At 59.9% G+C, this 26,317-nt stretch carries 17 protein-coding genes and 7 pseudogenes; 10 read left to right on the forward strand and 14 right to left on the reverse strand.

Annotated elements, in window-relative coordinates; all coding sequences use genetic code 11:
- Positions 1 to 116: 116 nt before the first annotated feature.
- Positions 117 to 548 carry a hypothetical protein gene (locus LJU32_21260; protein ID WKV88059.1) on the forward strand — a complete coding sequence of 144 codons (432 nt, stop codon included), beginning with the start codon at positions 117 to 119 and terminating at the stop codon, positions 546 to 548.
- Between the two features lie 70 nt (positions 549 to 618).
- On the opposite strand, the gene LJU32_21265 is transcribed toward LJU32_21260, so the two are convergent.
- The 6 genes and pseudogenes from LJU32_21265 to LJU32_21290 all read right to left on the reverse strand — a co-directional run bounded on the left by LJU32_21265 (position 619) and on the right by LJU32_21290 (position 6,852).
- Positions 619 to 903, reverse strand: a complete 285-nt coding sequence (locus LJU32_21265; protein ID WKV88060.1) for a hypothetical protein — start codon at positions 901 to 903, stop codon at positions 619 to 621.
- A 193-nt stretch (positions 904 to 1,096) separates the two neighbouring features.
- Complete coding sequence (locus LJU32_21270) at positions 1,097 to 1,381, reverse strand: hypothetical protein (GenBank protein ID WKV88061.1); 285 nt, start codon at positions 1,379 to 1,381, stop codon at positions 1,097 to 1,099.
- Positions 1,382 to 1,577: 196 nt separating this feature from the next.
- A pseudogene (locus tag LJU32_21275) lies at positions 1,578 to 2,125 on the reverse strand (cupin domain-containing protein).
- A 343-nt stretch (positions 2,126 to 2,468) separates the two neighbouring features.
- Positions 2,469 to 3,751, reverse strand: a pseudogene (locus LJU32_21280) (FAD-binding oxidoreductase).
- Between the two features lie 49 nt (positions 3,752 to 3,800).
- Positions 3,801 to 5,290 (reverse strand): annotated as a pseudogene (locus tag LJU32_21285) (aldehyde dehydrogenase).
- A gap of 185 nt (positions 5,291 to 5,475) precedes the next feature.
- Positions 5,476 to 6,852 carry a glutamine synthetase family protein gene (locus LJU32_21290; GenBank protein WKV88062.1) on the reverse strand — a complete coding sequence of 459 codons (1,377 nt, stop codon included), beginning with the start codon at positions 6,850 to 6,852 and terminating at the stop codon, positions 5,476 to 5,478.
- 282 nt (positions 6,853 to 7,134) lie between these two features.
- Here LJU32_21290 and LJU32_21295 point away from each other — a divergent pair, with 282 nt between their 5' ends.
- The 5 genes and pseudogenes from LJU32_21295 (at position 7,135) to LJU32_21315 (ending at position 12,474) form a co-directional block, all read left to right on the forward strand.
- Positions 7,135 to 7,896: a gamma-glutamyl-gamma-aminobutyrate hydrolase family protein gene (locus tag LJU32_21295; GenBank protein ID WKV88063.1), complete on the forward strand. Its 762-nt coding sequence runs from the start codon at positions 7,135 to 7,137 to the stop codon at positions 7,894 to 7,896.
- A 365-nt stretch (positions 7,897 to 8,261) separates the two neighbouring features.
- Positions 8,262 to 9,403, forward strand: a pseudogene (gene potA / locus LJU32_21300) (polyamine ABC transporter ATP-binding protein).
- A complete protein-coding gene (locus LJU32_21305) occupies positions 9,400 to 10,314 on the forward strand; it encodes an ABC transporter permease subunit (GenBank protein ID WKV88064.1) in 915 nt (304 codons plus the stop codon). The pseudogene potA and the gene LJU32_21305 overlap by 4 nt, the downstream one beginning before the upstream one ends.
- Positions 10,311 to 11,183, forward strand: coding sequence for an ABC transporter permease subunit (locus LJU32_21310; protein ID WKV88065.1), 873 nt, complete (start codon positions 10,311 to 10,313; stop codon positions 11,181 to 11,183). Before LJU32_21305 ends, LJU32_21310 begins: the two co-directional genes overlap by 4 nt.
- A gap of 193 nt (positions 11,184 to 11,376) precedes the next feature.
- Positions 11,377 to 12,474: a polyamine ABC transporter substrate-binding protein gene (locus LJU32_21315; protein WKV88066.1), complete on the forward strand. Its 1,098-nt coding sequence runs from the start codon at positions 11,377 to 11,379 to the stop codon at positions 12,472 to 12,474.
- A 191-nt stretch (positions 12,475 to 12,665) separates the two neighbouring features.
- Here LJU32_21315 and thpR read toward each other — a convergent pair whose 3' ends face one another.
- Positions 12,666 to 13,205: an RNA 2',3'-cyclic phosphodiesterase gene (gene thpR / locus LJU32_21320; protein WKV88067.1), complete on the reverse strand. Its 540-nt coding sequence runs from the start codon at positions 13,203 to 13,205 to the stop codon at positions 12,666 to 12,668.
- Positions 13,206 to 13,312: 107 nt separating this feature from the next.
- Between thpR and LJU32_21325 the strand changes: the two genes are divergently transcribed.
- Positions 13,313 to 13,507 carry a hypothetical protein gene (locus tag LJU32_21325; GenBank protein ID WKV88068.1) on the forward strand — a complete coding sequence of 65 codons (195 nt, stop codon included), beginning with the start codon at positions 13,313 to 13,315 and terminating at the stop codon, positions 13,505 to 13,507.
- A gap of 43 nt (positions 13,508 to 13,550) precedes the next feature.
- Here the strand turns inward: LJU32_21325 and cysG are convergent.
- The 6 genes and pseudogenes from cysG to ftsK form a co-directional block, all read right to left on the reverse strand.
- Positions 13,551 to 14,943, reverse strand: a pseudogene (cysG, locus tag LJU32_21330) (siroheme synthase CysG).
- Positions 14,944 to 16,224, reverse strand: coding sequence for a serine--tRNA ligase (serS, locus tag LJU32_21335; GenBank protein WKV88069.1), 1,281 nt, complete (start codon positions 16,222 to 16,224; stop codon positions 14,944 to 14,946).
- 15 nt (positions 16,225 to 16,239) lie between these two features.
- Positions 16,240 to 16,613: pseudogene (gene crcB / locus LJU32_21340) on the reverse strand (fluoride efflux transporter CrcB).
- The gene (locus tag LJU32_21345; protein WKV88070.1) at positions 16,613 to 17,935 is read right to left on the reverse strand and encodes a replication-associated recombination protein A; all 1,323 of its coding nucleotides are present in this window, start codon (positions 17,933 to 17,935) and stop codon (positions 16,613 to 16,615) included. Before LJU32_21345 ends, crcB begins: the two are co-directional and overlap by 1 nt.
- Positions 17,936 to 18,115: 180 nt before the next feature.
- On the reverse strand, positions 18,116 to 18,736 hold the full coding sequence (gene lolA / locus LJU32_21350) for an outer membrane lipoprotein chaperone LolA (protein ID WKV88071.1): 621 nt from the start codon (positions 18,734 to 18,736) through the stop codon (positions 18,116 to 18,118).
- Positions 18,737 to 18,801: 65 nt separating this feature from the next.
- A complete protein-coding gene (gene ftsK, locus LJU32_21355) occupies positions 18,802 to 21,210 on the reverse strand; it encodes a DNA translocase FtsK (GenBank protein ID WKV88072.1) in 2,409 nt (802 codons plus the stop codon).
- Positions 21,211 to 21,731: 521 nt separating this feature from the next.
- On the opposite strand from ftsK, the gene aat reads away from it, so the two are divergent.
- From aat to infA, 3 genes are all read left to right on the forward strand, one after another.
- Complete coding sequence (aat, locus tag LJU32_21360) at positions 21,732 to 22,412, forward strand: leucyl/phenylalanyl-tRNA--protein transferase (GenBank protein WKV88073.1); 681 nt, start codon at positions 21,732 to 21,734, stop codon at positions 22,410 to 22,412.
- Positions 22,413 to 22,470: 58 nt separating this feature from the next.
- Positions 22,471 to 23,178, forward strand: a complete 708-nt coding sequence (locus LJU32_21365) for an arginyltransferase (protein ID WKV88074.1) — start codon at positions 22,471 to 22,473, stop codon at positions 23,176 to 23,178.
- A gap of 112 nt (positions 23,179 to 23,290) precedes the next feature.
- Positions 23,291 to 23,509: a translation initiation factor IF-1 gene (gene infA, locus LJU32_21370; protein WKV88075.1), complete on the forward strand. Its 219-nt coding sequence runs from the start codon at positions 23,291 to 23,293 to the stop codon at positions 23,507 to 23,509.
- A gap of 519 nt (positions 23,510 to 24,028) precedes the next feature.
- On the opposite strand, the pseudogene clpA reads toward infA, so the two are convergent.
- Positions 24,029 to 26,298: pseudogene (gene clpA, locus LJU32_21375) on the reverse strand (ATP-dependent Clp protease ATP-binding subunit ClpA).
- Positions 26,299 to 26,317: the final 19 nt, after the last annotated feature.

A 26,317-nucleotide genomic window follows, 5' to 3' on the forward strand; every position in this document is an offset into this window, starting at 1 on the left:
GTACGCGAAGATCGCGCAGCGCAAAGCCGATTGAACCTTGCCCGCCCTCGCCGCCTCGAAACCAGACAAGCGCCAAATCACCGATCAGACGCGGCGCCATTGGAGAGGAATTGCCGATGAAAACCCGACTGCTGCTCCTGATCGCCACGTTCGCCATCATCCCCACCTGCGTCATGGCTGAAGGCTGCGACGTGCAGACCCGCTCCTCCAGCGCCTCGGTGCCGGCGGTGGAGACCCACAGCTGCTACGAATACGAAGGCATGCCCGTGGATTCCATCAACTGGTCATGCAGCAACGAAACCAAAGACACCCTCAACGCCACCAAGAAGAAAGTCGAACGCTGCGACGACCACTACCAGGCCACCTGCACCGCCCGCCTCACCCAGGAATCCTTGGCCAACCCGCACTCGACCAGCAAAGACAAAAGCGCCAAACCGCTGAACATGCCTGACAATGCCAAAGTCACGACGTATTACTACGACGGCGAGCATCTGGCACAGGCGAAGATTGATTGTGAAAACAGCGGCGGGAACTGGAAGGCTAAATAGCCTCGTTTATCGAGCATTGCCTGATAGAGAGCCCGGCTTGTTGCCGGGCTTGCTGCATGTGCAAACAGCCTCAGCCTTCACCAGCACCGCTGCTGGTGCCGCTGTCGTTCGATTGCTTCGAACCACTGGGCTTGGAACCCGAAGGTGTAGAGCCGTCATTATTGGTGGTGTTGCCCTGTGTGCCTTTGGGCACGGTGGCGCCATTGGAATGAATGTCCTCCGGCGCACTCGGGTTGGTCTGGCTGTTGCCGTCGTTCGCGGTGGGTGCAGGGGTGTCGCTGGCGGCCGTTGCGTATAGCGAGGTGGCGGATACCAAAGTGGCTAGCGTCAGTGCTGCGAGGTTGACTGGGCGCATGTTGGCGGCTCCTTTGCGGGGGTAAGGTATGCATTGGAATCAGGTGTGCGGCGAAAATGCGGAGGGGCTGACGAACGGCAAAAATAAACTGACCCGACACCTCGGAAGAGACATCGGGTCATCGAAAAACAATTTCTGATACGCAGAAAAAAGCCCGGTTTGAAAGACCGGGCTCTCCAATACGACGTACCCATCAACCACCGCCGCTGCCCCCACTACTGCTACCGGACGGTTGACCCGCGGGAGTGGGTTTGGAAGCAGAAGGCACCGGCCCATTGTCGGTTTTGCCACCATCACCACCTTGGGGCAGCGAGTCGGCATCCGGGTCGGCATTGGTGGCTGGAGACGCCGGTTCACGAGTCTGGCTGGCGCCGTCGCTCGCCTTCGGGGTCGACGTATCGCCAGCCGCTAGCGCATACGGCGCGCTGCCGAACAGCAACGCCGCTAGGGTAATCACCGCAATTTTATGGTTCAGCATGGTGGCTCTTCCGTTGCGTGTGGAGTTACAGCATTGGAAGCAGGTGCGCGGCGAACGTGCGATGCGTCGGACGAGTGGTTATCAGCCGCAGACATCGCGAAATTTCAAGATCTGAATACTTCGCAGGAAAACATCTGTGCGGCCTGCGGTCTGCTAAAAAATCCACCTCATTCAAACCAGGCGAAACGCGTGCCCTTCAAAAATTCGCCGGCGTATTCGCACTGATGATCTCAGCCTCATCCGCGCCAATATTCCGGAATTTATGCGGCAGCGTCGTCGGAAAGTAATACCCGTCCCCGCAGTCAACACACTCACCTGCCCGTCCACGGTCAATTCCACGGTGCCGCGCGTGACCAGCCCGCATTCTTCGCCTTCGGCATGCACGATCGGCTCTTCGCCGGAGCTGGCGCCAGGGGCGTATTGTTCGCGCAGCAGGCGCATCTGGCGGCTGGGGACGGAGGCGCCGATGAGCAGCAGGCGCAGGCCGTGGCGGCCGAGGTCGGGTTGTTCGTTGGCGCGGAAGACGTATTGGTGTTCGCGCGGCGGCTGGTCGAAGGTGAAGAAGTCGGCCAGGGACATCGGTATGCCTTCGAGCAGCTTTTTCAGCGAGCTGACGGAGGGGCTGACGCGGTTCTGTTCGATCAGCGAGATGGTCGCGTTGGTCACGCCGCTACGCCGGGCGAGCTCGCGCTGGGAGAGTTTGTAGCTTTCGCGTACTAGTTTGAGTCGAGAACCCGTATCCATGACTGCCTTATGTAAAAGGGGCGATGGGGGTGGGTGGCGGGTGACGCGCAGGTGGCGCGGATCACGTTGCTCCCGTGTCCCGGAACCGTGAAAGGCGGCTATTAAATCACGTTTGCCGGTGTTGCTCAGCAGGTTCGATGGATGGTGATCGAAATGAGCTGGCTGGCGATTATTGCGGACAAATAAAAAACTTGTGAGAGCTGGCTTGCCAGCGATTGGATGGCACATTCAACATCCCTTTTGCTGAAAGACCGCAATCGCTGGCAAGCCAGCTCCCACAGGTTTTGTGTGCTGTTTAGGGAAAAACCGGCGGGGTCTTTTGGACCACCGCCGGTGAGCTCAATCAGACGCCGAAACGGTCGCGCAGGGAGTAGTAGACCGCACCCAGAGCGGTAAGCGGTGCGGAGAACGTGCGGCCGCCGAGCATCGGCATGTGCGGCAGCGAGGCGAAGGCGTTGAAGCGTTCGGCGTCGCCGCGGATCATTTCCGAGATCAGTTTGCCGGCCAGGTGCGAGCAAGTGACGCCGTGGCCGCTGTAGCCCTGCATGTAGTAGGCGTTCTTTTCGATACGGCCGAACTGCGGCATGCGCGACATGGTCAGCAGGAAATTGCCGGTCCAGCGGTAGTCGATCTTCACGTCCTTGAGCTGCGGAAAGGTCTTGAGGATCTTCGGCCGGATCAGTTGTTCGATATCGTCCGGTTCCCGCGCGCCGTAGACCACACCGCCGCCGTAAAGCAGGCGGTTGTCGGCAGTGAGGCGGTAGTAATCCAGCAAATAGTTGCAGTCCTCGACGCAGTAATTATTCGGGATCAGGCTGCGTGCCTGCTGTTCGGTCAGCGGTTCGGTGACGACGATCTGCGAGCCACACGGCATGCTTTTCGCGGTGACACGGTTGTCGAGACCTTGTGGCAGATAAGCGTTGCCAGCGATCAACAGGTATTTGGCACGGACCAGACCTTTAGCGGTGCGCACGGTGATCGGCTCGCCGTAGATGATGTCCACCGCCGCCGATTGCTCGTAGATCTTGCCGCCCAAGCGCACGATGGCAGCGGCCTCCCTAGCGCCAGATTCAACGGATGAACGTGGCCGCCCTGCATGTCCAGCAAACCGCCAACGTAGGCGTCGGAACCCACTTCACGACGAATGTCCGCTGCATCGAGCATTTTCAGATTGCGGTTGCCGTAGCGTTCCCAGTTGCGCTTCTGCTCGGCCAGACCATTGAGTTGTTTCTTGTTCATCGCTGCGAAGATGCCGCCCGGGCGGTAGTCGCATTTGATTTCGTAATCCTTGATGCGCGAACGAATGATATCGGCGCCTTCGAAGATCATGCTGCCGAGGATTTCTGCAGTCTTGTCGCCGTAGCGCTCTTCGATGACATCAACGTCGCGGCTATAAGAATTGACCAGTTGACCGCCATTGCGACCGCTGGCGCCGTAGCCGACTTTCGCCGCTTCCAGTACGGTGACTTTGTAGCCGGCTTCGCTGAGGAAGAGCGCCGAGGATAGACCGGTGTAGCCGGCGCCGATGATGCAGACGTCGCAGTCCAGTGCTTCTTCGAGAACCGGGAAATCGATGACTTCGTTGCGCGTGGCCGCGTAGTAGCTGTTTACGTGTTGCTGTTTCATAGGTTTCTCCGAGGGCCACCAACCAGGGGCGGCCGCCGCTGTAAAAGAATCAGAGCTTGATCCAGGTCGCTTTCAGTTCGGTGTACTTGTCGAACGCATGCAGCGATTTGTCGCGGCCGTTGCCCGATTGCTTGAAGCCACCGAACGGCGCGGTCATGTCGCCGCCGTCGTACTGGTTGACCCAGACGCTGCCGGCGCGCAGGCCGCGGGCGAAGGTGTGCGCCTTGCTGAGGTTGCTGGTCCACACCCCGGCGGCGAGGCCGAAGATGCTGTCGTTGGCGATCTGCAGGGCTTCTTCGGCAGTGTCGAAGGTGATCAGCGACAGCACCGGGCCGAAGATTTCTTCCCTGGCAATGGTCATCGCGTTGGTCACGCCGTCGAAAATCGCTGGCTGCACGTAGAGGCCGCCGGTTTCTTCGAGGGTGCGTTGGCCGCCGACAATCAACTCGGCGCCCTGCTCGCGGCCAATGCTGATATATCGCAGCACGTTGTCCAGTTGACGCTGGTCGACCACGGCGCCGACGGTGGTCGACGGATCCAGTGCGTGCCCCGGTTTCCACGCTTGCAGCGCTTCCACCAACAGCGGGATGAACTGCTCGCGGATCGAGCGCTCGACCAGCAGACGCGAGCCGGCAGTGCAGACTTCGCCCTGATTGAAGGCGATGGCACTGGCTGCTGCCTGAGCTGCGGCGCGCAAGTCCGGTGCATCGGCGAACACCACGTTCGGGCTCTTGCCGCCGGCCTCGAGCCAGACGCGCTTCATGTTGCTCTGCCCGGCATAGATCATCAGCTGCTTGGCGATCGCCGTGGAGCCGGTGAACGCCAGCACATCGACGTCCATGTGCAACGCCAGTGCCTTGCCGACGGTGTGGCCGTAGCCCGGCAGCACGTTGAACACGCCTTTCGGAATCCCCGCCTCCAGCGCCAGTTGCGCGATGCGGATGGCGGTCAGCGGTGATTTTTCCGAAGGCTTGAGGATGAACGAGTTACCCGCCGCCAGCGCTGGAGCGAACTTCCAGCTGGCCATGATCAGCGGGAAATTCCACGGCACGATGGCGGCGACCACACCGGACGGCTCGCGGGTGACGAGACCAAGTTGGTCGTGCGGGGTGGCAGCGACTTCGTCGTAGATCTTGTCGATGGCCTCGGCGCTCCAGCGGATCGCGTTGGCGGCCGCCGGGATATCGATGCTCATCGAGTCGCTGATCGGCTTGCCCATGTCGAGGGTCTCCAGCAGGGCCAGTTCTTCCTGGTGTTGCAGGATCAGATCGGCGAAGCGGATCAGCACGCGCTTGCGCTCGGCGGGGGCTTTTGCGCCCAGATACCAGAGTTGAAGGATTGGCGCGCGGCTTCGACGGCGAGGTTGGCGTCGGCTTCATCGGTGCTGGCGACGGCGGCCAGAAAGCGGCCGTCGACCGGGCTCAGGCATTCGAAGGTGTCGCCGCTGATGGCCGGGCGGTACTCACCGTTGATGAAAGCGCGGGATTCGATGGACAGAGACTGGAAGCGTTGTTCCCAGTCGTTGCGGGTGGTGGTCATTGTTTTGAGCTCGACAAGGGCAGATTGGGCGACGGCGGGCGATCACCCACGCATCAAAATTGATAACCCGATCCCTGTGGGAGCGAGCCTGCTCGCGAAAGCGTCGTGTCAGGCAACAATATTCTGAATGACATACCGCATTCGCGAGCAGGCTCGCTCCCACATTGGATCGGTGGTGTCTGTGATCACACCGTATGCAGATACCAGTTGTACTCAAGATCAGAAATCGAGTTCTCGAACTCGGCCAGCTCGCTTTCCTTGCACGCGACAAACACGTCGATGTACATCGGGTCGATGTAGCGCGCCATGACTTCGCTGTCGTCGAGCTCGCGCAGGGCGTCGCGCAGGTTGTTCGGCAGGCTCTGCTCGTTCTGCTCGTAGCTGTTGCCTTCTACCGGTGCGCCCGGCTCGATCTGATTGGTCAGACCGTGGTGAATGCCGGCCAGCACCGACGCCATCAACAGGTACGGGTTGGCATCGGCACCGGCAACGCGGTGCTCGATGCGCACGGCGTCCGCTGAACCGGTCGGCACGCGCACGGCCACGGTGCGGTTGTCGATACCCCAGCTTGGCGAGTTCGGGACATAGAACTGCGCGCCGAAGCGGCGATACGAGTTGACGTTCGGGCAGAGGAACGCCATTTGCGCCGGCAGGGTCTCGAGCACACCGCCGATCGCGTGACGCAGCGCGGCGTTCTGCTCGGGATCCTCGCTGGCGAAGATGTTGTTGCCTTCTTTGTCCAGAATCGAAATGTGCACGTGCAAACCGTTGCCGGCCTGGCCCGGATAAGGCTTGGCCATGAAAGTCGTGTCCATCTCGTGGTCGTAGGCGATGTTCTTCACCAGACGCTTGAGCAGCACCGCGTAATCGCAGGCCTTGATCGGGTCGGAGACGTGATGCAGGTTGACTTCGAACTGCGCCGGGGCGCTTTCCTTGACGATCGCATCAGCAGGGATGCCCTGCTCTTTTGCGCCTTCGAGGATGTCCTGCAGGCAGTCGACGTATTCGTCGAGATCGTCGATCAGGTAGACCTGAGTCGACACCGGACGCTTGCCGGATACCGGTGAACGCGGCGACTGCGGACGGCCATTCACGTTGTCCTGGTCGATCAGGTAGAACTCGAGTTCGAACGCCGCGCAGATGGTCAGGCCGAGGTCGTCAAATTTGCGCACAACGTTGGCCAGCACTTCACGCGGGTCGGCGAAGAATGGCTGACCTTCGATTTCGTGCATGGTCATCAGCAGTTGTGCGGTCGGGCGTTTTTGCCACGGCTCGATGCTCAGGGTGCCGGGGATCGGGTAGCAGATGCGGTCGGCATCGCCAATATCGAGGCCCAGACCGGTGCTTTCCACCGTCGAGCCGTTGATGTCCAGCGCGAACAGCGACGCCGGCAGGTTGATGCCTTTTTCGTACACCTTATGAAGACTGGTGCGTTCGATGCGCTTACCGCGCACCACACCGTTCATATCCGCAATCAGAAGGTCGACGTACAAAACCTCAGGATATTTCTTAAGGAATGCGTTGGCTTCGTTGAGTTGAACGGTACGCAGAGGGACCGACATGATGCACCTATTTAGCTGTTAATTATTATGTTCACCACCGTGTTGCGCAGCCAGTCAATCCGAAAGGCAAAGTGAAGTCAATAGCGCACACCCTGCCCTGCAGCCTTTATTTTTCGGGCCTTTATTAACACTCTCGTGCCATATCCGTCGCTAAACCCCGGTAAACCCGAGCGATTTGATGAACGGCGTTTAGAATTTTTTACATGGCAGTTGTTAATTAAAATCAACGAGGCTAAGCTCCGGAAAAGCTCGTTCAAGTGACAGACTTCGAGGTGAATAAAAATGGCATTCAAGCCATTGATCGGCGTTACTGCGTGCGTCAAACAGATTGGCCTGCACCCCTATCACATCAGCGGCGACAAGTACGTACGTGCTGTCAGCGTTGGCGCCCAAGGGTTGCCAGTGGTCATTCCTTCCCTCGGCAATCTGACTGAAATCGATGACCTGCTCGGTCAGCTTGACGGTCTGTTGCTGACCGGCTCGCCGTCTAACGTGGAGCCCTTCCACTATCAAGGCCCGGCCAGTGCGCCCGGCACGGATCATGATCCAGCCCGCGACGCCACCACCCTTCCTTTATTGCGGGCAGCCATCGCTGCCGGCGTTCCGGTGCTCGGCATCTGCCGTGGCTTCCAGGAAATGAACGTGGCCTTCGGCGGCAGCCTGCATCAGAAGGTGCACGAGCTGCCCGGCATGCTCGATCACCGCGAGGCCGACAGCCCGGATGTAGCCGTGCAATACGCACCGGCCCATGCGGTCAGCGCGCTCGCTGGCGGTGTGTTCGAAGCGCTGGAGCTGCCCAACGAATTTCAGGTGAATTCGATTCACAGCCAAGGCATCGACCGCCTCGCTCCCGGCCTGCGCGCTGAAGCCGTGGCGCCGGATGGCCTGATCGAAGCGATCTCGGTCGAGCACAGCCCGACCTTCGCCCTAGGCGTGCAATGGCACCCGGAATGGCAGGTGCTGGACAACCCGAACTACCTGAAGATTTTCCAGGCGTTCGGCGAGGCTTGCCGGCAACGGGCGGCGAAGCGCAGTCAGCGCTGACGCAATCGCCAAATAAATAACGATTTACTGCCCCCACGGCTGGCGGGTGTGCGTTTGCACATCCGTCAGTCGTGAACCGCAACACCCGTGATAACAACAAGTACGACCCAGGCAGCCAGGACGGCGGCGCCGAGCAAGCCGGACGGCAGGAGCAAGACCTTCAGATCAATGCAAAACCCTGTGGGAGCGAGCTTGCTCGCGAAAGCGGTGTGTCAGGTAACAACGATGTCGGCTGACACGACGTCTTCGCGAGCAAGCTCGCTCCCACAGAGGATGTGATCCGACTGGGAATGCACCTGCAGGCTTGCAATCCACTTAAGCCCGGCCACGTTGGCCAGGCACACGAAACCTGTTGGGAGTTTCACATGGCAAACGCCTCCAGCACTTACCGCAAGGCACTCGAAGGTCATCAGCAACCGAAAAAGGTGCTGGTGAAAGTCGATCGTGTCACCAAGAAGTTCGACGAAACCGTGGCCGTGGACGATGTGTCCCTGGAGATCCATCAGGGCGAGATTTTCGCGCTGCTGGGCGGTTCCGGGTCGGGCAAATCGACGCTGCTGCGCATGCTCGCCGGTTTCGAGCGGCCGACCGAGGGGCGGATTCTGCTCGATGGCGTGGACATCACCGACATGCCGCCCTATGAGCGGCCGATCAACATGATGTTCCAGTCCTACGCGCTGTTCCCGCACATGACCGTGGCGCAGAACATCGCCTTCGGCCTCAAGCAGGACCGTTTGCCCGCCAGCGAAATCGATGCCCGCGTCGAAGAAATGCTGCGTCTGGTGCACATGACCCAATACGCCAAGCGCCGCCCGCACCAGTTGTCCGGCGGCCAGCGACAGCGCGTCGCCCTCGCCCGCTCGTTGGCCAAACGACCGAAACTGTTGCTGCTCGACGAGCCGATGGGTGCGCTGGATAAAAGCTGCGCTCGCAGATGCAGCTTGAGCTGGTGGAGATCATCGAGCGCGTCGGCGTGACCTGCGTGATGGTGACCCACGATCAGGAAGAAGCCATGACCATGGCCCAGCGCATCGCGATCATGCACCTGGGCTGGATCGCGCAGATCGGCAGCCCGGTGGACATTTATGAAGCGCCGGTCAGCCGCATGGTCTGCGAATTCATCGGCAACGTGAACGCCTTTGACGGCACCGTGGTGGAAGACCTGGAAGGCCACGCGATCATTCACAGCCCGGACTTGCAGCAGAAGATCTATGTCGGTCACGGCGTCAGCACGTCGGTGCAGGACAAGTCGATCACCTACGCCATCCGCCCGGAAAAAATGCTCGTCAGCACCACCCAACCGGAATTCCGCTACAACTGGTCCGAGGGCAAGGTGCACGACATCGCCTACCTCGGCGGCCACTCGGTGTTCTACGTCGAGCTGCCCGGCGGCAAGATCGTCCAGTCGTTCATGGCCAATGCCGAACGCCGTGGCGCGCGGCCGACCTGGGACGACAAGGTCTATGTCTGGTGGGAAGACGACAGCGGCGTGGTGCTGCGCTCATGAGAACTTTCAATCAGCAATTCTTGCGCCTGGTGCCCAGCGGACGAAAACTGGTGATCGGTATTCCGTTCATCTGGCTGTTCCTGTTCTTCATGCTGCCGTTCTTTCTGGTGATGAAGATCAGCTTCTCGGAAGCCGCGCTGTCGATCCCGCCGTACTCGGAGATCTACACCTTCGCCGAACAGAAATTCCAGCTGCTGCTGAACATCGGCAACTACACGCTGCTCGGTGAAGACGAGCTGTATCTGTCCGCATACCTTGGCTCGCTGAAGGTCGCGGCACTGAGCACGCTGATGTGCCTGGTGATCGGTTTCCCCATGGCCTACGCGATCACCAAGACCGGCAAGGAAACCCAAAACGTCCTGCTGCTGTTGATCATGATGCCAACCTGGACGGCGATTCTGATCCGCGTGTATGCGTGGATGGGCATCCTCAGCAACAACGGTTTGCTCAACGCGTTCCTGATGTGGACCGGGCTCACCGATCATCCGATCGAGATCCTCAACACCAACACTGCCGTCTATATCGGTGTGGTTTACGCGTATCTGCCGTTCATGGTGCTGCCGCTCTACGCCAACCTGGTCAAGCATGACAACAGCCTGCTGGAAGCCGCGCAGGATCTGGGCTCAAGCAACTTCAACAACTTCTGGAAGATCACCGTGCCACTGGCCAAGAACGGCATCATTGCCGGCTGCATGCTGGTGTTCATTCCGGTAGTTGGCGAATTCGTGATCCCGGAACTGCTGGGTGGCCCGGAGACGCTGATGATCGGTCGCGTGCTGTGGCAAGAGTTCTTCAATAACCGCGACTGGCCGGTAGCGTCCGCGCTGGCAGTGGTCATGCTGTTGATCCTGATTGTGCCGATTCTGCTGTTCAACCGCAGCCAGGCCAAAGAGATGGAGGCACGGGGATGAAACGCTTCAACTTTTCCAGATTCATGCTGATCTTTGGCTTGATGTTCATTTATCTGCCGATGCTGATTCTGGTGATCTACTCGTTCAACGCCTCGAAACTGGTGACGGTGTGGGGCGGCTGGTCGATCAAGTGGTATGTCGGCCTGCTCGACAACACGCAACTGATGGGCTCGGTGCTGCGCTCGCTGGAGATCGCCTGCTACACCGCGATTGCCGCTGTGGCACTGGGCACCCTCGCCGCCTTCGTCCTGACGCGGGTGACGCGCTTCAAGGGTCGCACGCTGTTTGGTGGCCTGGTGACCGCGCCGTTGGTGATGCCGGAAGTGATCACCGGTCTGTCGCTGTTGCTGCTGTTCGTGGCGATGGCGCAGCTGATCGGCTGGCCGCAGGAGCGCGGCATCGTCACCATCTGGATCGCCCACACCACCTTTTGTGCCGCTTATGTCGCGGTGGTAGTCTCCGCGCGCCTGCGGGAGCTGGATCTGTCGATTGAAGAAGCGGCAATGGATCTGGGCGCGAAGCCGTTCAAGGTGTTTTTCCTGATCACCATTCCGATGATCGCGCCGTCGCTGGCGGCGGGTGGGATGATGTCGTTTGCCTTGTCGCTGGATGATCTGGTGCTGGCGAGCTTCGTCTCCGGCCCGGGCTCGACGACCCTGCCGATGGAAGTGTTCTCGGCGGTGCGCCTGGGTGTGAAACCCGAGATCAACGCCGTGGCCAGCCTGATTCTGCTGGCAGTGTCGCTGGTGACCTTCCTGGTCTGGTATTTCGGTCGCAAGGCGGAAGCCAACCGCAAGCGGGCGATTCAAGAAGCGATGGATCAGACCGCAAACGAGTCGTGGCAACACCCAGCAGCGGCGACTGCCTGAGCAACACCGATGAACAACTGTGGCGAGGGATTTATCCCCGTTGGGCTGCGAAGCGGTCCCTGCAGTTCTACCTGAAGACTCCGTATTCAGGTTTTGCGACTGCTTCGCAGCCGAGCGGGGATAAATCCCTCGCCACAAGGTTCAAGTGCACCGAGCTTTTGTTTTGTTGAATAAGAAGAAGGGAGTTGTACCGATGAAAATGTTTGGCAGGACTCTGCTGACACTGTCCTTAATGGGCGCAATGGTCATGGGCGCCCAGGCCAACGACAAGGTGCTGCGTGTTTACAACTGGTCCGATTACATCGCGCCGGAAACCGTGAAAAAATTCGAAGACGAAACCGGCATTCGCGTGACCTACGACGTCTTCGACAGTAACGAAACCCTGGAAGCGCGCCTGCTCGCCGGCAAATCCGGTTACGACATTGTCGTGCCGTCGAACAGTTTTCTGGCCAAACAGATCAAGGCCGGCGTCTATCAGCCGCTGGACAAATCGAAGCTGCCGAACTGGAAGAATCTCAACCCGGTGCTGCTGAAAAACGCCTCTGCCAGTGATCCCGACAACGCTCACGCGTTCCCGTACATGTGGGGCTCGATCGGCATCGGTTTCAATCCAGCCAAGGTCAAGGAAGTACTCGGCGCCAACGCCCCGACCAACTCCTGGGACTTGCTGTTCAAGCCGGAGAACGCAGAAAAGCTCAAAGCCTGCGGCATCAGTTTTCTCGATTCGCCGACCGAGATGCTCCCGGCCGCCCTGCACTACCTGGGCTATCCGGTGAACGACAAGGACAAGGCGCACATTGCCGAGGCCGAAGCGCTGTTCATGAAAATCCGCCCGTACGTGGCGTATTTCCATTCCTCGAAGTACATCTCCGATCTGGCCAACGGCAACATCTGCGTGGCCGTCGGTTACTCCGGCGACGTCTTGCAGGCCAAGGCTCGCGCGGTGGAATCGGGCAACAACGTGGTGATCGACTACAGCATTCCCAAGGAAGGCGCCGGCAGTTTCTACGACATGGTCGCCATCCCCCGTGATGCGGCGAACGTCGACAACGCCTACCTGTTCATGGACTTCCTGATGCGCCCGGACATCATCGCCGAAGTCACCAACAGCATCGGCTACAGCAACGCCAACGCAGCGGCCACGCCATTGGTGGACGAAGCGATTCGTAACGAACCGGGCTCGTATCCGTCGCAAGCGGTGATGGCAACCTTGTATGCGGTGCCGGATCAGCCGATTGCCACGCAGCGGATCATGACGCGCGGCTGGACGCGGGTGAAGCTCGGTAAATAAAAACACCGATGATCAAAAATGTGGGAGCGAGCCTGCTCGCTCCCACAGTGGATCGGTGTTAGCCGGCCAGATTTTGACAATTTCCGTTCACGCAGCGCCTTACCACCGCTGCCCCCTGCTCTGAACGGCCTCACCCGGCTCCCTCGGCTCGGGTGAATTTGCAGGCGCCTTCGGGCGCCTTTTTTGTCCGTTCAGACCAGCGGCCAGTCCTGCACAACCCGATAGCGGCCCTTGTGCGATTCGAACAGGGCGAAGCGTTCAGCGCGCAGAAAGAACTCCGGCGGGGTGCTCGCTTCTGGCTCTGGCGCGCGGTATTCGCGTGCCAAGGTCAGGTGCGGGCGAAACTCATGAGTGGGCTCGTCAAAACCGAACGGCAACATTGCCTGCTCCAGCGCGTAGACCAGGCGCAACAACGCCGGCGGTGCCTGCTCGGGCGCCAGCGACAACACACCGGCGCGATGCCAGACCTGCAATCGATCCAGCGCAAGCTGCAACGCTTCGCCCGGAATACGCACACTGCCTGCGGCTTCACAAACGCCGTGGATCTGCGCCAGCGGCACCGCCCCGAGGAACAGCAAGGTCAGATGAAAGTTATCCGCCGGTACCGGCTTGCCGCTGCGCAGGCCCAGTTCCGCACGCCACTGGGCGATGGCTTTGCGCTGCGCCGACGGGCAATCCAAAGCGAAAAACAGCCGTTTCGACGGTTCATCCTTGCGCACCCCATCAATCATTGCCCTGCCCCCTTTTTCGTCATCATCGAGCCGATTCAACACAGCCTGTTCTGACGACTCGTGACAGGAAGCTATAGTTCAAGGATTGCCAACAACCGGAGGCTGCCATGCGCGAGATCCTCAGCAAAGAACCCTGGTGGGCCCGGCCACCAAATCCTGGACAGGACGAAAGCGAACTTGAATGGGGCTGGCTGGTGCATTACAACGAAGGCGAACCCCGCTTCGAATTCGTCCGCGAACGGCCAACCGACGAACAGATCCGCAACCGCAAGGGCTGTCGCATCACGCCGTCTGCCGAGTGACGCAAACCCGAGGTCGCCTGCCCGCAAAGCAGGCGACCCGGTTTCAGACCTGGGCCTGAGCCCCTTCGAACCACGCCAGTTTTTCGCGCAGCTGCACCGCCTCGCCAACGATCACCAGTGTTGGCGCATGCACTTCATGCTCCGCCACCAGTCGCGGCAAGTCGGCCAGAGTGCCGGTGAAGACCCGCTGGTTGACCGTGGTGCCCTGCTGAATCAGTGCCGCCGGGGTATCCGCCGCACGACCATGCTTGATCAACTGCTCGCAGATGATCGGCAGGCCGACCAGGCCCATGTAGAACACCAGCGTCTGCGCCGGGGCGACAAGGTCGGCCCATGGCAGATCGGTAGAACCGTCCTTCAAGTGGCCAGTGACAAACCGCACGGATTGCGCGTGATCACGATGGGTCAGCGGAATCCCGGCATACGCCGCGCAACCGCTGGCCGCCGTGATGCCCGGCACGACCTGAAACGGAATGCCGTGGGCTGCCAGTTCCTCGATCTCTTCGCCACCGCGGCCGAAGATGAACGGATCGCCGCCCTTCAACCGCACCACGCGCTTGCCGGCCTTGGCCAGATCGACCAGTTGCTGGTTGATCTGATCCTGCGGCACGGCGTGTTCGGAGCGACGCTTGCCGACATACACCCGCTCAGCGTCGCGACGGCACAATTCGAGAATCGCCGGCGCTACCAAGCGGTCATAGAGCACCACATCGGCTTGCTGCATCAGCCGCAGCGCGCGGAAGGTCAACAGATCCGGATCACCCGGACCGGCACCGACCAGATAAACCTCGCCCGTGGTGACCATGGGCTCGCCATCGACCTTGGCCTGCAACAGGCGCTCGGCTTGCGCGCCTTGCCCGGCCAGTTGGCGATCAGCGATCGGGCCCTGGAAAACGTCTTCCCAGAAGCCGCGACGCTGCTGCACATCCGGAAACAGGTTTTTTACCTGATGGCGGAAGCGCGCCGCGAGCCCGGCGAGCTGACCGTAAGTCGAAGGAATCCAGGTTTCGATCTTGGCGCGAATCAAGCGCGCCAATACCGGCGCATCGCCGCCGCTGGAGACTGCAATGATCAACGGCGAGCGGTCGACGATTGCCGGGAAGATCACGCTGCACAAGGCCGGCGCATCCACCACATTGACCGGCACGCAACGCCGGTGGGCATCGGTGGAGACTTGCGCGTTTAGCGTTTCGTCGTCGGTCGCGGCAATGATCAGCCCGCAACCGTCCAGATCCGTTTCGGCGTAACCACGCAGCAGGCATTCGCCGCCGCTGGCAGCGACCAGTTCAGCCAGTTGCGTTTCAATCTCAGGTGCGACCACCCGCAGCAGCGCACCGGCATCGGCCAGCAGGCGGGATTTGCGCAAGGCAATTTCCCCCACCGACAACCAACACACGACTGCCGCGCAGGTTGTGAAACAGCGGCAGATATTTCATTTAGCCGATGACCTCAAGGCCACCCATGTACGGCTTGAGCACGTCCGGCACGCGAATCGAACCGTCGGCCTGCTGGTAGTTTTCCAGCACTGCCACCAGAGTACGACCGACCGCCAGGCCGGAACCGTTCAAGGTGTGCACCAGCTCGGGCTTGCCGGTTTCCGGGTTGCGGAAACGCGCCTGCATACGACGGGCCTGGAAGTCGCCGCAGTTGGAGCACGAGGAAATTTCGCGGTACTTGTCCTGGCTCGGAATCCACACTTCAAGGTCGTAGGTCTTGACCGCGCTGAAGCCCATGTCACCGGTGCACAGTGCCAGGGTGCGGTAAGGCAGGCCGAGCAGTTGCAGGACTTTTTCGGCGTTGGCGGTCAGGCCTTCCAGCGCTTCCATCGATTGCGACGGCTCGACGATCTGGACCATCTCGACTTTGTCGAACTGGTGCTGACGAATCATGCCGCGCGTATCGCGGCCCGACGCACCGGCTTCGCTGCGAAAGCATGGAGTGTGGGCAACAAACTTGATCGGCAGCGATTTGGAATCAACGATCTCGCCGGCAACGATGTTGGTCAGCGACACTTCGGCGGTCGGGATCAGGTACAGATCGGCTTCGCCTTCGCGGGCGATCTTGAACAGGTCTTCCTCGAATTTCGGCAGCTGGCCAGTGCCTTGCAGCGCCGGAGCCTGCACCAGATAAGGGGTGTAAGCCTCTTCGTAGCCATGCTCGTTGACGTGCAGGTTGATCATGAACTGCGCCAGCGCGCGGTGCAGGCGGGCGATCGGCCCCCGCAGCAAGGCGAAGCGTGCACCGGACAGCTTGGCGGCAGTTTCGAAATCCAGCCAGCCGAACTTCTCGCCGAGGGCGACGTGGTCTTTGACCTCGAAATCGAACTGGGTCGGCGTGCCCCAACGACGCACCTCGACGTTGTCGTCTTCGTCCTTGCCGACCGGGACCGACTCATGCGGCAGGTTGGGAATACCGAGCAGGATCGAATCCAGTTCGGTCTGGATCGCGTCCAGCTCGACCTTGCCAGCGCTCAGTTCGCCCGCCATGCGCTCGACATCTGCCATCAACGGCGCGATGTCTTCGCCACGCTGCTTGGCCTGGCCGATGGATTTGGAACGCGCGTTACGCTCAGCCTGCAGTGCTTCGGTGCGGGTCTGGACGGTCTTGCGCTGTTCTTCCAGCGCTTCGATGCGCGCGGTGTCCAGGGCAAAGCCACGGGAAGCCAGGCGGTCCGCTACGTCCTGAAGGTTGCTACGTAACAGTTTGGAATCGAGCATGTCGGTTTCTCGTTATCAAAGTTTGGTCAGGGACAGGCCGGCCCACGTGGCGAGCAGCCCGCCGAATACGCTGAGTGCCGCATAGCCAAGGGCCAGCAGCACTTGCCCGCTTTCCAGCAGGCGCACCGTATCCAGTGAAAAGGATGAAAAAGTCGTCAGCCCCCGAGGAAGCCGACCATCAACCCGGCACGCACCTCGATCGGCACCTCCGGGCGTATCAAAAACAGGCCGTACAACACGCCGATCAACAGGCAGCCCACGATATTAACGGCCAGCGTCGCGGTATAGAAGTGCCGCGGCCAATTGGCGCTGACCCAATTACCCGTGGCGAAGCGCAACAACGTGCCGGCAACACCGCCGACCGACACTGCAAGGATCAATGGGACCACTATTTTCTCCGCTGCCGAGGGCTCAGACGATCGAGTTGTGCGAGGTGATTGAGCTTCTCGCCGATCTTCAACTCCAGGCCACGGGGCACTGGCTGATAGAACGCAATCGGCTCGAGTTCTTCCGGAAAATAGTCTTCACCGGCGGCATAGGCGTCGGGCTCGTCATGGGCGTAGCGGTACTCGTCGCCATAACCCAATTGTTTCATCAGCTTGGTCGGAGCATTTCGCAGGTGCAGCGGCACTTCCAGCGAACCGTTTTCGGCAGCGGCGCGCAGTGCAGTTTTGAAGCCCATGTACACCGCATTGCTCTTCGGTGCGCAGGCCAGATAAGTAATGGCCTGGGCGACCGCCAATTCGCCCTCGGGGCTACCGAGCCGCTCCTGCACTTCCCACGCGGCCAGGCACAGGCTCAGCGCGCGCGGATCGGCGTTGCCGATGTCTTCGCTGGCCATGCGCACCACGCGCCGCGCCAGATACAGCGGATCACAGCCGCCGTCGATCATCCGCGCAAACCAGTACAGCGCGCCGTCGGGGTTGGAGCCGCGCACCGATTTGTGCAGCGCCGAGATCTGGTCGTAGAACGCCTCGCCGCCCTTGTCGAAACGTCGCCGGGTATCGCCGAGCAGGCTTTGCAGCAGCTCGGTGCCGATTTCGCTGTTGTCTTCAGCCAGATCGGAGGCGTTCTCCAGCAGATTGAGCAGACGCCGGCCATCGCCATCAGCGGCGGACAGCAGCATCTGGAAACCCTCATCGCTCAGGGTCAGGTTACGCTTGCCCAGGCCGCGCTCTTCGGTGAGTGCGCGGTGCACCAGTTTACGCAGCGCCGCTTCGTCGAGGCTTTTCAACACGTACACACGGGCACGTGACAACAAGGCGTTGTTGAGTTCGAAAGATGGGTTTTCGGTGGTGGCGCCGATGAAGATCAGCGTGCCGTCTTCAACGTATGGCAGAAAGGCGTCCTGCTGCGACTTGTTGAAGCGGTGTACTTCGTCGACAAACAGGATCGTGCGTTTGCCGTACTGGCCGGCCTGCTGCTTGGCAATCTCGACGGCCTGGCGGATTTCCTTGACGCCGGCGAGCACCGCCGAGACCGTTTCGAAGTGCGCATCAGAGACTTCCGCGAGCAAGCGCGCCAGAGTGGTCTTGCCCACGCCCGGGGGCCCCCAGAAGATCATCGAATGCAGCGCGCCCTGCTCCAGCGCCTCGCGCAGAGGCTTGCCGCGAGCGAGCACGTGCTCCTGACCGACGTACTCATCCAGATTGGCCGCACGCAGACGCGCGGCCAAGGGTTGGGCAATCGGTGCACTGCGAAACAGATCCATCACGTAGCGTTGAAACCTCTGATTTTCTGAAATCTGCTGAAGAACCTGTGGTGAGGGGATTTATCCCCGTTGGGCTGCGAAGCGGCCCCAAAAGCGACGACTGCTCGGCAGCCGGACGGGGATAAATCCCTCGCCACAATAGCCCCTCAATAGCAGGCTCTCACCACAAAGGGCCGGTGTTTATTCCTGAATAACGTCGGCACCCTTTGGAATGTCGAACTTGAATTTCGACGCCGGCACCGCTTCGTTGGCCTTGACCCCGGTAAACAGGATATTCGTACGCTGGCCGACGCTGTCAATCAGTTGCATGTCATTGAGCAGGCCGTTGCGGAACGACAGGCGCAGATTGTCGAACAGGGTGTCCTTGGTTTTTGGCTTGAGGGTGAAGTCGATCACGCCGCCCGCCTCTTTCGCGCTGATATCGAAGCTCTGGCTGATCTTCGAGACATCGCCGGACAGCAGCAGCGCAGGGGTTTGGGTCAGACGCTCATCGAGTTTCTTGATGGTGGCCTGCTCCAGGTCCGGGTCCCACAGGGTGACTTTCTTGCCATCAGAGACCATGGTCTGTTCGGCCGGCGCGTTGGTGTGCCAGTAGAACAGGCCCGGACGCTGCAGAGTCATGTTGCCGGTGGTTTCCTGCAACTGGGTGCCGCCGCCGTCGAGGGTCAACTGCGAGAAGTTGGCCGACAGGGTTTTCGATGTTTCGAGCAATTGGGTCAAACGCGCCACGTCCTTTTCATCGGCGTGGGCCGTGAGTGTGGTCAGCGCCAGTACTGGCAACAGCATGCGGATAAGGCGCATGAGAGTCCTCTTGAATACTCGTGGGAGAGTGGCGGAACGTCATTGTCCCGCCTCTTGCTTGTGAATCAGTCGCGTACCGGGCCCGGGGCCAGGACTTCACGCGAACCGTTGGTGTTCATTGAGGTAACGACGCCGGCCATCTCCATCGCCTCGATCATCCGCGCAGCGCGGTTGTAACCGATCTTCAGCTTGCGCTGAACAGCGGAAATCGACGCGCGACGGCTTTCGAGGACGAACTGCACCGCTTCGTCATACAGCGCGTCGGCTTCCGGATCATCACCGTCGCCACCACCACTGCTGCCTTCAAAGCCGCTGCCCGCCTCTTCGACACCGTTGAGGATGTCGTCGTTGTATTCAGGCGCGCCGCGCAGCTTCCACGCTTCGACCACGCGGTGAACCTCATCGTCGGAGACGAATGCGCCGTGCACGCGGATCGGCAGACTGGTGCCCGGCGGCATGTAAAGCATGTCACCGTGACCGAGCAGTTGCTCGGCGCCACCCTGATCGATGATCGTCCGCGAGTCGATCTTGCTCGACACCTGGAACGCCATCCGAGTCGGGATGTTGGCCTTGATCAGACCGGTGATCACGTCCACCGAAGGGCGCTGGGTCGCGAGGATCAAGTGAATCCCCGCCGCACGCGCCTTCTGGGCGATACGGGCGATCAGTTCTTCAACCTTCTTACCGACGATCATCATCATGTCGGCGAATTCGTCGACCACCACGACGATGGTCGGCAGTTTCTGCAGCAGCGGCGCTTCGTCGTGAATGCTTTCACGCTTGTACAGCGGATCGCTCAACGGTTCGCCGGCCTCCTGGGCTTCCTTGACCTTGGCGTTGAAGCCGGACAGGTTACGCACGCCCATCTTGGCCATCAGCTTGTAGCGACGCTCCATCTCGGCAACGCTCCAGCGCAAGGCGTTGGCCGCGTCCTTCATGTCGGTCACAACCGGGCAGAGCAGGTGCGGGATACCCTCGTAGATCGACAGTTCGAGCATTTTCGGGTCGATCATGATCAGCTTGGCGTCGTCCGGGCCGGACTTGAACAGGATCGACAGGATCATCGCGTTCACGCCCACCGATTTACCCGAACCGGTAGTACCGGCCACCAGCAAGTGCGGCATCTTCGCCAAGTCGGTGATGACCGGCTTGCCGCCGATATCGTGACCGAGCGCCAGGGTGACCGGCGATTTGAAGTTGTCGTACTCAGGCGTCGACAGCACCTCGGAGAAGCGCACGATCTGACGGTCTTCGTTGGGGATTTCGATACCGACAGTGGTCTTGCCCGGAATCACCTCGACCACCCGCACACTCGTCACTGCCAGCGAACGCGCCAGGTCTTTGGCCAGGTTGGCGATGCGGCTGACCTTCACGCCGGCAGCCGGCTGAATTTCGTAACGGGTAATCACCGGGCCCGGATGAATCGAATCCACGGTGACTTCGACGCCGAACTCCTTGAGCTTGATTTCCAGCAAGTGGCCGACCGCTGCCAAGGATTCAGGCGAATAGTTGAGCTGTTTCTTTTCCGCAGGATCAAGAATCGAAATCGGCGGCAAGGTGCCTTCCACCGCGCTGTCGACGAATAACGGCGCCTGCTTCTCTTTCTGCACGCGTTTGCTCGGCTCCGGCGCCTTCGCCGGTGCCGGCGCGATCACCGGCGGCACCTGTTTCTCGCGGTCGGACATGTGCTTGCTCAGCGCTTGCTCGCGCTCGATCAGGCGTTCCTTGACCTTGGCCTGTTCACGCTTGTCAGTGACAGTCGGTGCGACCACATCGTGGACGCGGTCATCGACTTCACGCAGTTGCGCCACCAGTTGCTTGCGCTCGGTGCGCGCCGACCACCAGCGATTGAGCGCGCCCTGGAACAGTTCGAACAGATCGAGGGTGATCTTGCCGGTGACGTCCATCACCTTGAACCACGACAAGTCGGTAAATACGGTGAGGCCGAACAGGAACAGCGCGATGAACAGAAGCGTGCTGCCCTGAATGTTCAGCGCATTCTTCGCCAGATCGCCAAGGCTTTCGCCCAAGGCACCGCCAGCGCCGGCGGGCAGACCGGTCGCGGCATGGAAATGAATGTGCGCCAGCGCAGCACCGGAAAGCACCAAAAACACCAGACCGATCAGGCGCCAGGAGAACAGCCAGCCGCTCCACTGCCACGGTTCATGGCGTTGACGGAAAATCTGGTACGCCTTGACCGCCAGCAGCAACGGAAAGATATAGGCGAAGTAACCGAGCACCATGAACAGGATATCGGCGCTGTACGAGCCGGCCGGACCGCCAAAATTCTGCACATCATCGATCTTGCTGTTATGGCTCCAGCCGGGGTCGTCCTTGCCGTAGGTCAGCAAAGCCATCATCAGGAACAGGCACAAGGCGCCAATGGCGATCAATGCACCTTCCTTGAGCCGGTAGTGCAGTTGCTGGCGCCAGAGCGGAACGACTGTTTTGGGTGCTTCGGTGGTCTTCTTCAAAACGCTTCTTTTCCTGCGCCCGAGGCGCGTCCATCTATTGAATGACGATAAAAACTGCCCAATCCAGGCAGGTAAAAAAGGTGAAAAGCTCAACTGAGACTACTTTTAACACTGTGCCACTGGTTTTATAAACACAGCCATAAACACTGTGCGCAGCGAAAAGCCCGTCACAACCCGGCATTGTACGGGTTTGTGCGCCCGACGCCATGCTTGAGAGCAGAGCCTTGAGCATAGCCAAACGCATGCGAATTGCGTCGCAATTGGAGCATGCATTGTCTTTTGTGACAAAGGCTTATGACGCGTATTTGATGAACGTAGCGAGGCCGGCCGAATTCGCTGGACGGAATGCGGACAGGCATCGATACGGTGACGCTTACGACCACGGACGACACATCAAGTTGCAGCTCAATGCTCACTCCATCAAACATCGGTGCAGGACATTGACGGCGTTTCGCGGCAAACTCTTCCACGGGGTCTTTACGCTCCCCTGACCGCCCTCCCCTTCTGCAAGCCCGGATGCCATGCTGACTTGGTTACAACGTAATTCCCTGACCTTTCCGCCCCTGGAAAAAGCCATGCGCGAGCCGAACGGATTGCTCGCTGCCGGCGGCGATCTGTCCGCCGACCGCCTGATTCAGGCCTATCGCCATGGCTGCTTTCCCTGGTTCTCCGAAGGCCAACCCATTCTCTGGTGGTCGCCAGACCCTCGCACCGTGCTGTTTCCCGACGAACTGCACGTCTCGCGCAGCCTCGGCAAGCTGCTGCGCAAGCAACGCTATCAAGTGACCTTCGATCAGGATTTCGACGCCGTCATCCGCGCCTGCGCCGCGCCTCGCGACTACGCCGACGGCACCTGGATCACAGAGGCGATGCAGGATGCGTACATGGAACTGCATCGGCGCGGCTTCGCTCATTCGGTTGAGGTCTGGGACGATGGACAACTGGTGGGCGGCCTGTACGGCCTGGCGATGGGCCAATTGTTTTTCGGCGAGTCGATGTTCAGCCGCGCCGACAACGCTTCCAAATACGGCTTCGCCACGCTGGTGCAGCATTTGAAAGCAGCCGGTTTTGTGTTGATCGATTGCCAGATGCCGACGGATCACCTGCACAGCCTCGGTGCGCGGTCAATTCCGCGCGGCGACTTCGCCGACTATCTGCAGCGCCATCTCGATCAACCGAATTCGGCGACCTGGGTTTGCTGAGCGACTTTTGCGCAGGTGGCTTACACTTAATCCACCAGCTTATCCCGAGGGTTGATTCATGACCGAGTTGGCGCGATTGAAGTTCTATGCCACTCAGCCCCACTCTTGCAGTTATCTGCCCGAGGAGCAGGCCACGACGCTGTTTCTCGACCCGAGTCAGCCCATGGATGTGCACGTCTACGCAGATCTGTCGGAAATGGGCTTTCGTCGCAGCGGCGATCACCTGTACCGGCCGCATTGCCAGAATTGCAATGCGTGCGTGCCTGCGCGCATTCCTTCCGCTCAGTTCATCCCCAACCGTCAGCAGAAGCGTATCTTCAAGCGCAACGCCGATCTGCAGGTGCAGCCGGTCAAGCCGCAATTCAGCGAAGAATATTTCGACCTGTACCAGCGCTACATCGAACAGCGGCACGCCGACGGCGACATGTACCCGCCGAGCCGTGACCAGTTCTCGACGTTCCTGGTGCGTGACCTGCCCTTCTCGCGCTTCTACGAGTTTCGACTCGACGGACGGTTGCTCGCGGTGGCGGTCACCGATCTGCTGCCCAACGGTTTGTCGGCGGTGTACACCTTCTACGAACCAAACGAAGAACGCCGCAGCCTCGGTCGTTACGCGATCCTCTGGCAAATCGCCGAGAGCCAGCGTCTGGGCCTTGAGGCGGTGTATCTGGGTTACTGGATCAAGAACTGCAAAAAGATGAACTACAAGACGCAATATCGGCCCATCGAATTGCTGATCAATCAGCGCTGGGTCGTCCTGAACTGAACCTGCGGCCTAAACCCCTTGGCGTAAACACCATTTTTCGGGCACAATGCACGCCGCTTTTGCCTGGCGCAGTTGCACCGGGCCATTCATTGGATACCGAGGGCTTTACTGCATGTCGAAAGAAGACAGCTTCGAAATGGAAGGCACTGTCGTCGACACCCTGCCCAACACCATGTTTCGTGTGGAGTTGGAAAATGGGCACGTCGTAACCGCGCATATTTCCGGCAAGATGCGCAAGAACTACATTCGTATTCTTACCGGTGACAAAGTGCGCGTCGAGCTGACGCCCTATGATTTGAGCAAAGGGCGGATCACTTACCGCGCTCGTTAATCAAGTCAATACAGAACGCCCGGGTTATGCCGGGCGTTTTTGTGTCTGGGTTTTGAGGTTTTGGGGCTGGCGGTTTCGCGCTTACAGCATGCAAATCAAAAGATCGCAGCCTTCGGCAGCTCCTACACAATGAGCATTCGCCCTGAGGTCGAGTGTCAGCTCGCCTGCTTTTGATCTTGATCCACGGGCGACTTCGGGAGGCTGAGCGGAGGGATTGATCCGGGCGTGGGAGCGCAGCGACCGTCTGGCGCAGCCAGACACAGCGGAAGGAGGTGCAGCGAAGCAAACCGGAGCCGCTGCGCCCGGATCGAGCCCGAAGCGAAGGAACCCGAGCCTGCGAGGGCCGAACGCAGGAGCAAGCGTTTTTTTGCTTACTTTTTTTAGGCGTTTGTAAAAAAGTGAGTCGCCGTAAGGGCGAAACCCTAAGCAGCCGTAACCGCAGCAACGGATATACACCTAAAACCACTAAACAACGAGCAACAAAAAGGCGCCCGAAGGCGCCCTCTTGTTCCACAGCCGTCAGGCCATCTCTGCCGTAGTTTCGAAGTCAAACGTCAACTCCCCGTCCTTGATGTCGATGTGCACCACACCGCCATGCTCGGCCAGTTCGCCAAACAGAATCTCCTCCGCCAACGGACGCTTGATCTTGTCCTGGATCAGACGCGCCATCGGACGTGCGCCCATCGCCGAATCGTAACCCCCGGCCGCCAGCCAGCTGCGCGCCGCATCGGTAACTTCGAGCAACACGCGCTTGTCTTCCAGCTGCGCCTGAAGCTCGGTGAGGAACTTGTCCACCACGCTTTTGATGACCTCATGGCTGAGGCGACCAAACTGGATAATGGTGTCCAGACGGTTGCGGAATTCCGGCGTGAAACTCTTCTTGATCACTTCCATCGCATCAGACGAGTGATCCTGATGGGTGAAACCGATCGAAGCCCGCGCGGCCGTTTCGGCACCGGCGTTGGTGGTCATGATCACGATCACGTTGCGGAAGTCCGCCTTGCGCCCATTGTTATCGGTCAGCGTACCGTGGTCCATGACCTGCAGCAGCAGGTTGAAGACTTCCGGATGCGCCTTCTCGATCTCATCGAGCAGCAATACGCAATGCGGCTGCTTGGTGATCGCTTCGGTCAACAGACCGCCCTGGTCGAAACCGACATAACCCGGAGGCGCACCGATCAGACGCGATACGGTATGACGCTCCATGTACTCGGACATGTCGAAACGCACCAGTTCAATACCCAGCGCTTTGGCCAACTGACGCGCAGCCTCGGTTTTACCGACACCGGTAGGCCCTGCGAACAGGAACGAACCGACCGGCTTGTCCGGCGACTTGAGCCCGGCCCGGGACAGCTTGATCGCGGTCGACAGCGAATCGATTGCCGCGTCCTGACCAAATACCGTCAGCTTCAGGTCACGCTCCAGATTACGCAGCAGCTCCTTGTCGGAACTGGTGACGTGCTTTGGGGAATCCGCGCGATTTTCGCGACGATGTCTTCGACCTGTGGCACATCGATACGCTTGACGCGCATCTCCACCGGCTGCAGACGCTGGTAGGCGCCCGCCTCGTCTATCACGTCGATAGCCTTGTCCGGCATGTGCCGGTCATTGATATAGCGCGACGCCAGTTCGGCGGCGGCACGCAATGACTCATCGCTGTACTCGATGCTGTGATGCTGCTCGAAGCGCCCTTTCAGGCCACGCAGGATACCGATGGTGTCTTCCACCGACGGCTCTACGACATCGACCTTCTGGAAACGACGGGCCAAGGCGCGGTCCTTCTCGAAGATGCCGCGGAATTCCTGGAACGTGGTCGAACCGATGCAGCGAATGTCGCCAGACGACAGCAGCGGCTTGAGCAGGTTGGAGGCATCCATCACGCCACCCGACGCAGCGCCCGCACCGATGATGGTGTGGATCTCGTCGATGAACAGGATCGCTTGCGGACGTTTTTTCAGTTCATTGAGCAGTGCCTTGAAGCGCTTCTCGAAATCACCGCGATACTTGGTGCCCGCGAGCAGAGCGCCAAGATCGAGCGAATAAACAACCGCATTGGCCAGCAGATCCGGCACCTGATTGTCGACGATGCGCTTGGCCAGGCCTTCGGCAATCGCGGTTTTACCCACGCCTGCTTCACCGACCAGCAGCGGATTGTTCTTACGCCGGCGCGCGAGAATCTGCGCGACACGCTCGACTTCCGATTCACGGCCGACCAGCGGATCGATGCGACCCTGGCGCGCAAGTTCGTTGAGGTTGCTGGCATAAGCATCCAGAGGATTGCCTGAAGAAGAAGACTCACCGCCCTCGTCGTCCTGCATATCTTGTTCACCTTCAGAGTGATCGCCATGCCCCGGCACTTTCGAAATGCCGTGGGCGATGTAGTTGACGACATCAATGCGCGCCACGCTCTGCTGTTTCAGCAGGAACACGGCCTGACTCTCTTGCTCACTGAAGATGGCGACCAGCACGTTGGCGCCGGTCACTTCGCGCTTGCCCGAGCTCTGTACGTGGAAAACAGCACGCTGCAGGACACGCTGGAAGCCCAGGGTTGGCTGGGTTTCGCGATCCTCGTCATGCACGGGGATCAATGGCGTGGTGGAGTCGATGAACTCCTGCAGATCATGCTTGAGTTTGTCGAGGTTTGCGCCGCAGGCACGCAAAACGGTGGCGGCAGCCTCATTATCCAATAGGGCCAGCAGGAGATGTTCGACGGTCATGAATTCATGACGCTTCGAACGAGCCTCCTTGAAGGCTAGATTGAGGGTGACTTCGAGCTCGCGGTTTAACATAGCTTCACCTCATACCCAA

The sequence above is a fragment of the Pseudomonas sp. B21_DOA genome (assembly GCA_030544685.1).
In the GTDB taxonomy this organism is placed as follows: domain Bacteria; phylum Pseudomonadota; class Gammaproteobacteria; order Pseudomonadales; family Pseudomonadaceae; genus Aquipseudomonas; species Aquipseudomonas fluorescens_AO.

Excerpts from the sequence above, each read along its gene's own strand:
- LJU32_21295 (WKV88063.1), top strand. The coding sequence starts at position 7,135 with ATGGCATTCAAGCCATTGATCGGCGTTACTGCGTGCGTCAAACAGATT.
- LJU32_21365 (WKV88074.1), top strand. The coding sequence starts at position 22,471 with ATGACCGAGTTGGCGCGATTGAAGTTCTATGCCACTCAGCCCCACTCT.
- LJU32_21270 (WKV88061.1), bottom strand. The coding sequence starts at position 1,381 with ATGCTGAACCATAAAATTGCGGTGATTACCCTAGCGGCGTTGCTGTTC.
- LJU32_21265 (WKV88060.1), bottom strand. The coding sequence starts at position 903 with ATGCGCCCAGTCAACCTCGCAGCACTGACGCTAGCCACTTTGGTATCC.
- LJU32_21325 (WKV88068.1), top strand. The coding sequence starts at position 13,313 with ATGCGCGAGATCCTCAGCAAAGAACCCTGGTGGGCCCGGCCACCAAAT.
- aat (WKV88073.1), top strand. The coding sequence starts at position 21,732 with ATGCTGACTTGGTTACAACGTAATTCCCTGACCTTTCCGCCCCTGGAA.
- infA (WKV88075.1), top strand. The coding sequence starts at position 23,291 with ATGTCGAAAGAAGACAGCTTCGAAATGGAAGGCACTGTCGTCGACACC.
- lolA (WKV88071.1), bottom strand. The coding sequence starts at position 18,736 with ATGCGCCTTATCCGCATGCTGTTGCCAGTACTGGCGCTGACCACACTC.
- thpR (WKV88067.1), bottom strand. The coding sequence starts at position 13,205 with ATGATTGATGGGGTGCGCAAGGATGAACCGTCGAAACGGCTGTTTTTC.
- LJU32_21315 (WKV88066.1), top strand. The coding sequence starts at position 11,377 with ATGAAAATGTTTGGCAGGACTCTGCTGACACTGTCCTTAATGGGCGCA.
- LJU32_21310 (WKV88065.1), top strand. The coding sequence starts at position 10,311 with ATGAAACGCTTCAACTTTTCCAGATTCATGCTGATCTTTGGCTTGATG.
- LJU32_21345 (WKV88070.1), bottom strand. The coding sequence starts at position 17,935 with ATGGATCTGTTTCGCAGTGCACCGATTGCCCAACCCTTGGCCGCGCGT.
- LJU32_21260 (WKV88059.1), top strand. The coding sequence starts at position 117 with ATGAAAACCCGACTGCTGCTCCTGATCGCCACGTTCGCCATCATCCCC.
- serS (WKV88069.1), bottom strand. The coding sequence starts at position 16,224 with ATGCTCGATTCCAAACTGTTACGTAGCAACCTTCAGGACGTAGCGGAC.
- LJU32_21290 (WKV88062.1), bottom strand. The coding sequence starts at position 6,852 with ATGTCGGTCCCTCTGCGTACCGTTCAACTCAACGAAGCCAACGCATTC.
- LJU32_21305 (WKV88064.1), top strand. The coding sequence starts at position 9,400 with ATGAGAACTTTCAATCAGCAATTCTTGCGCCTGGTGCCCAGCGGACGA.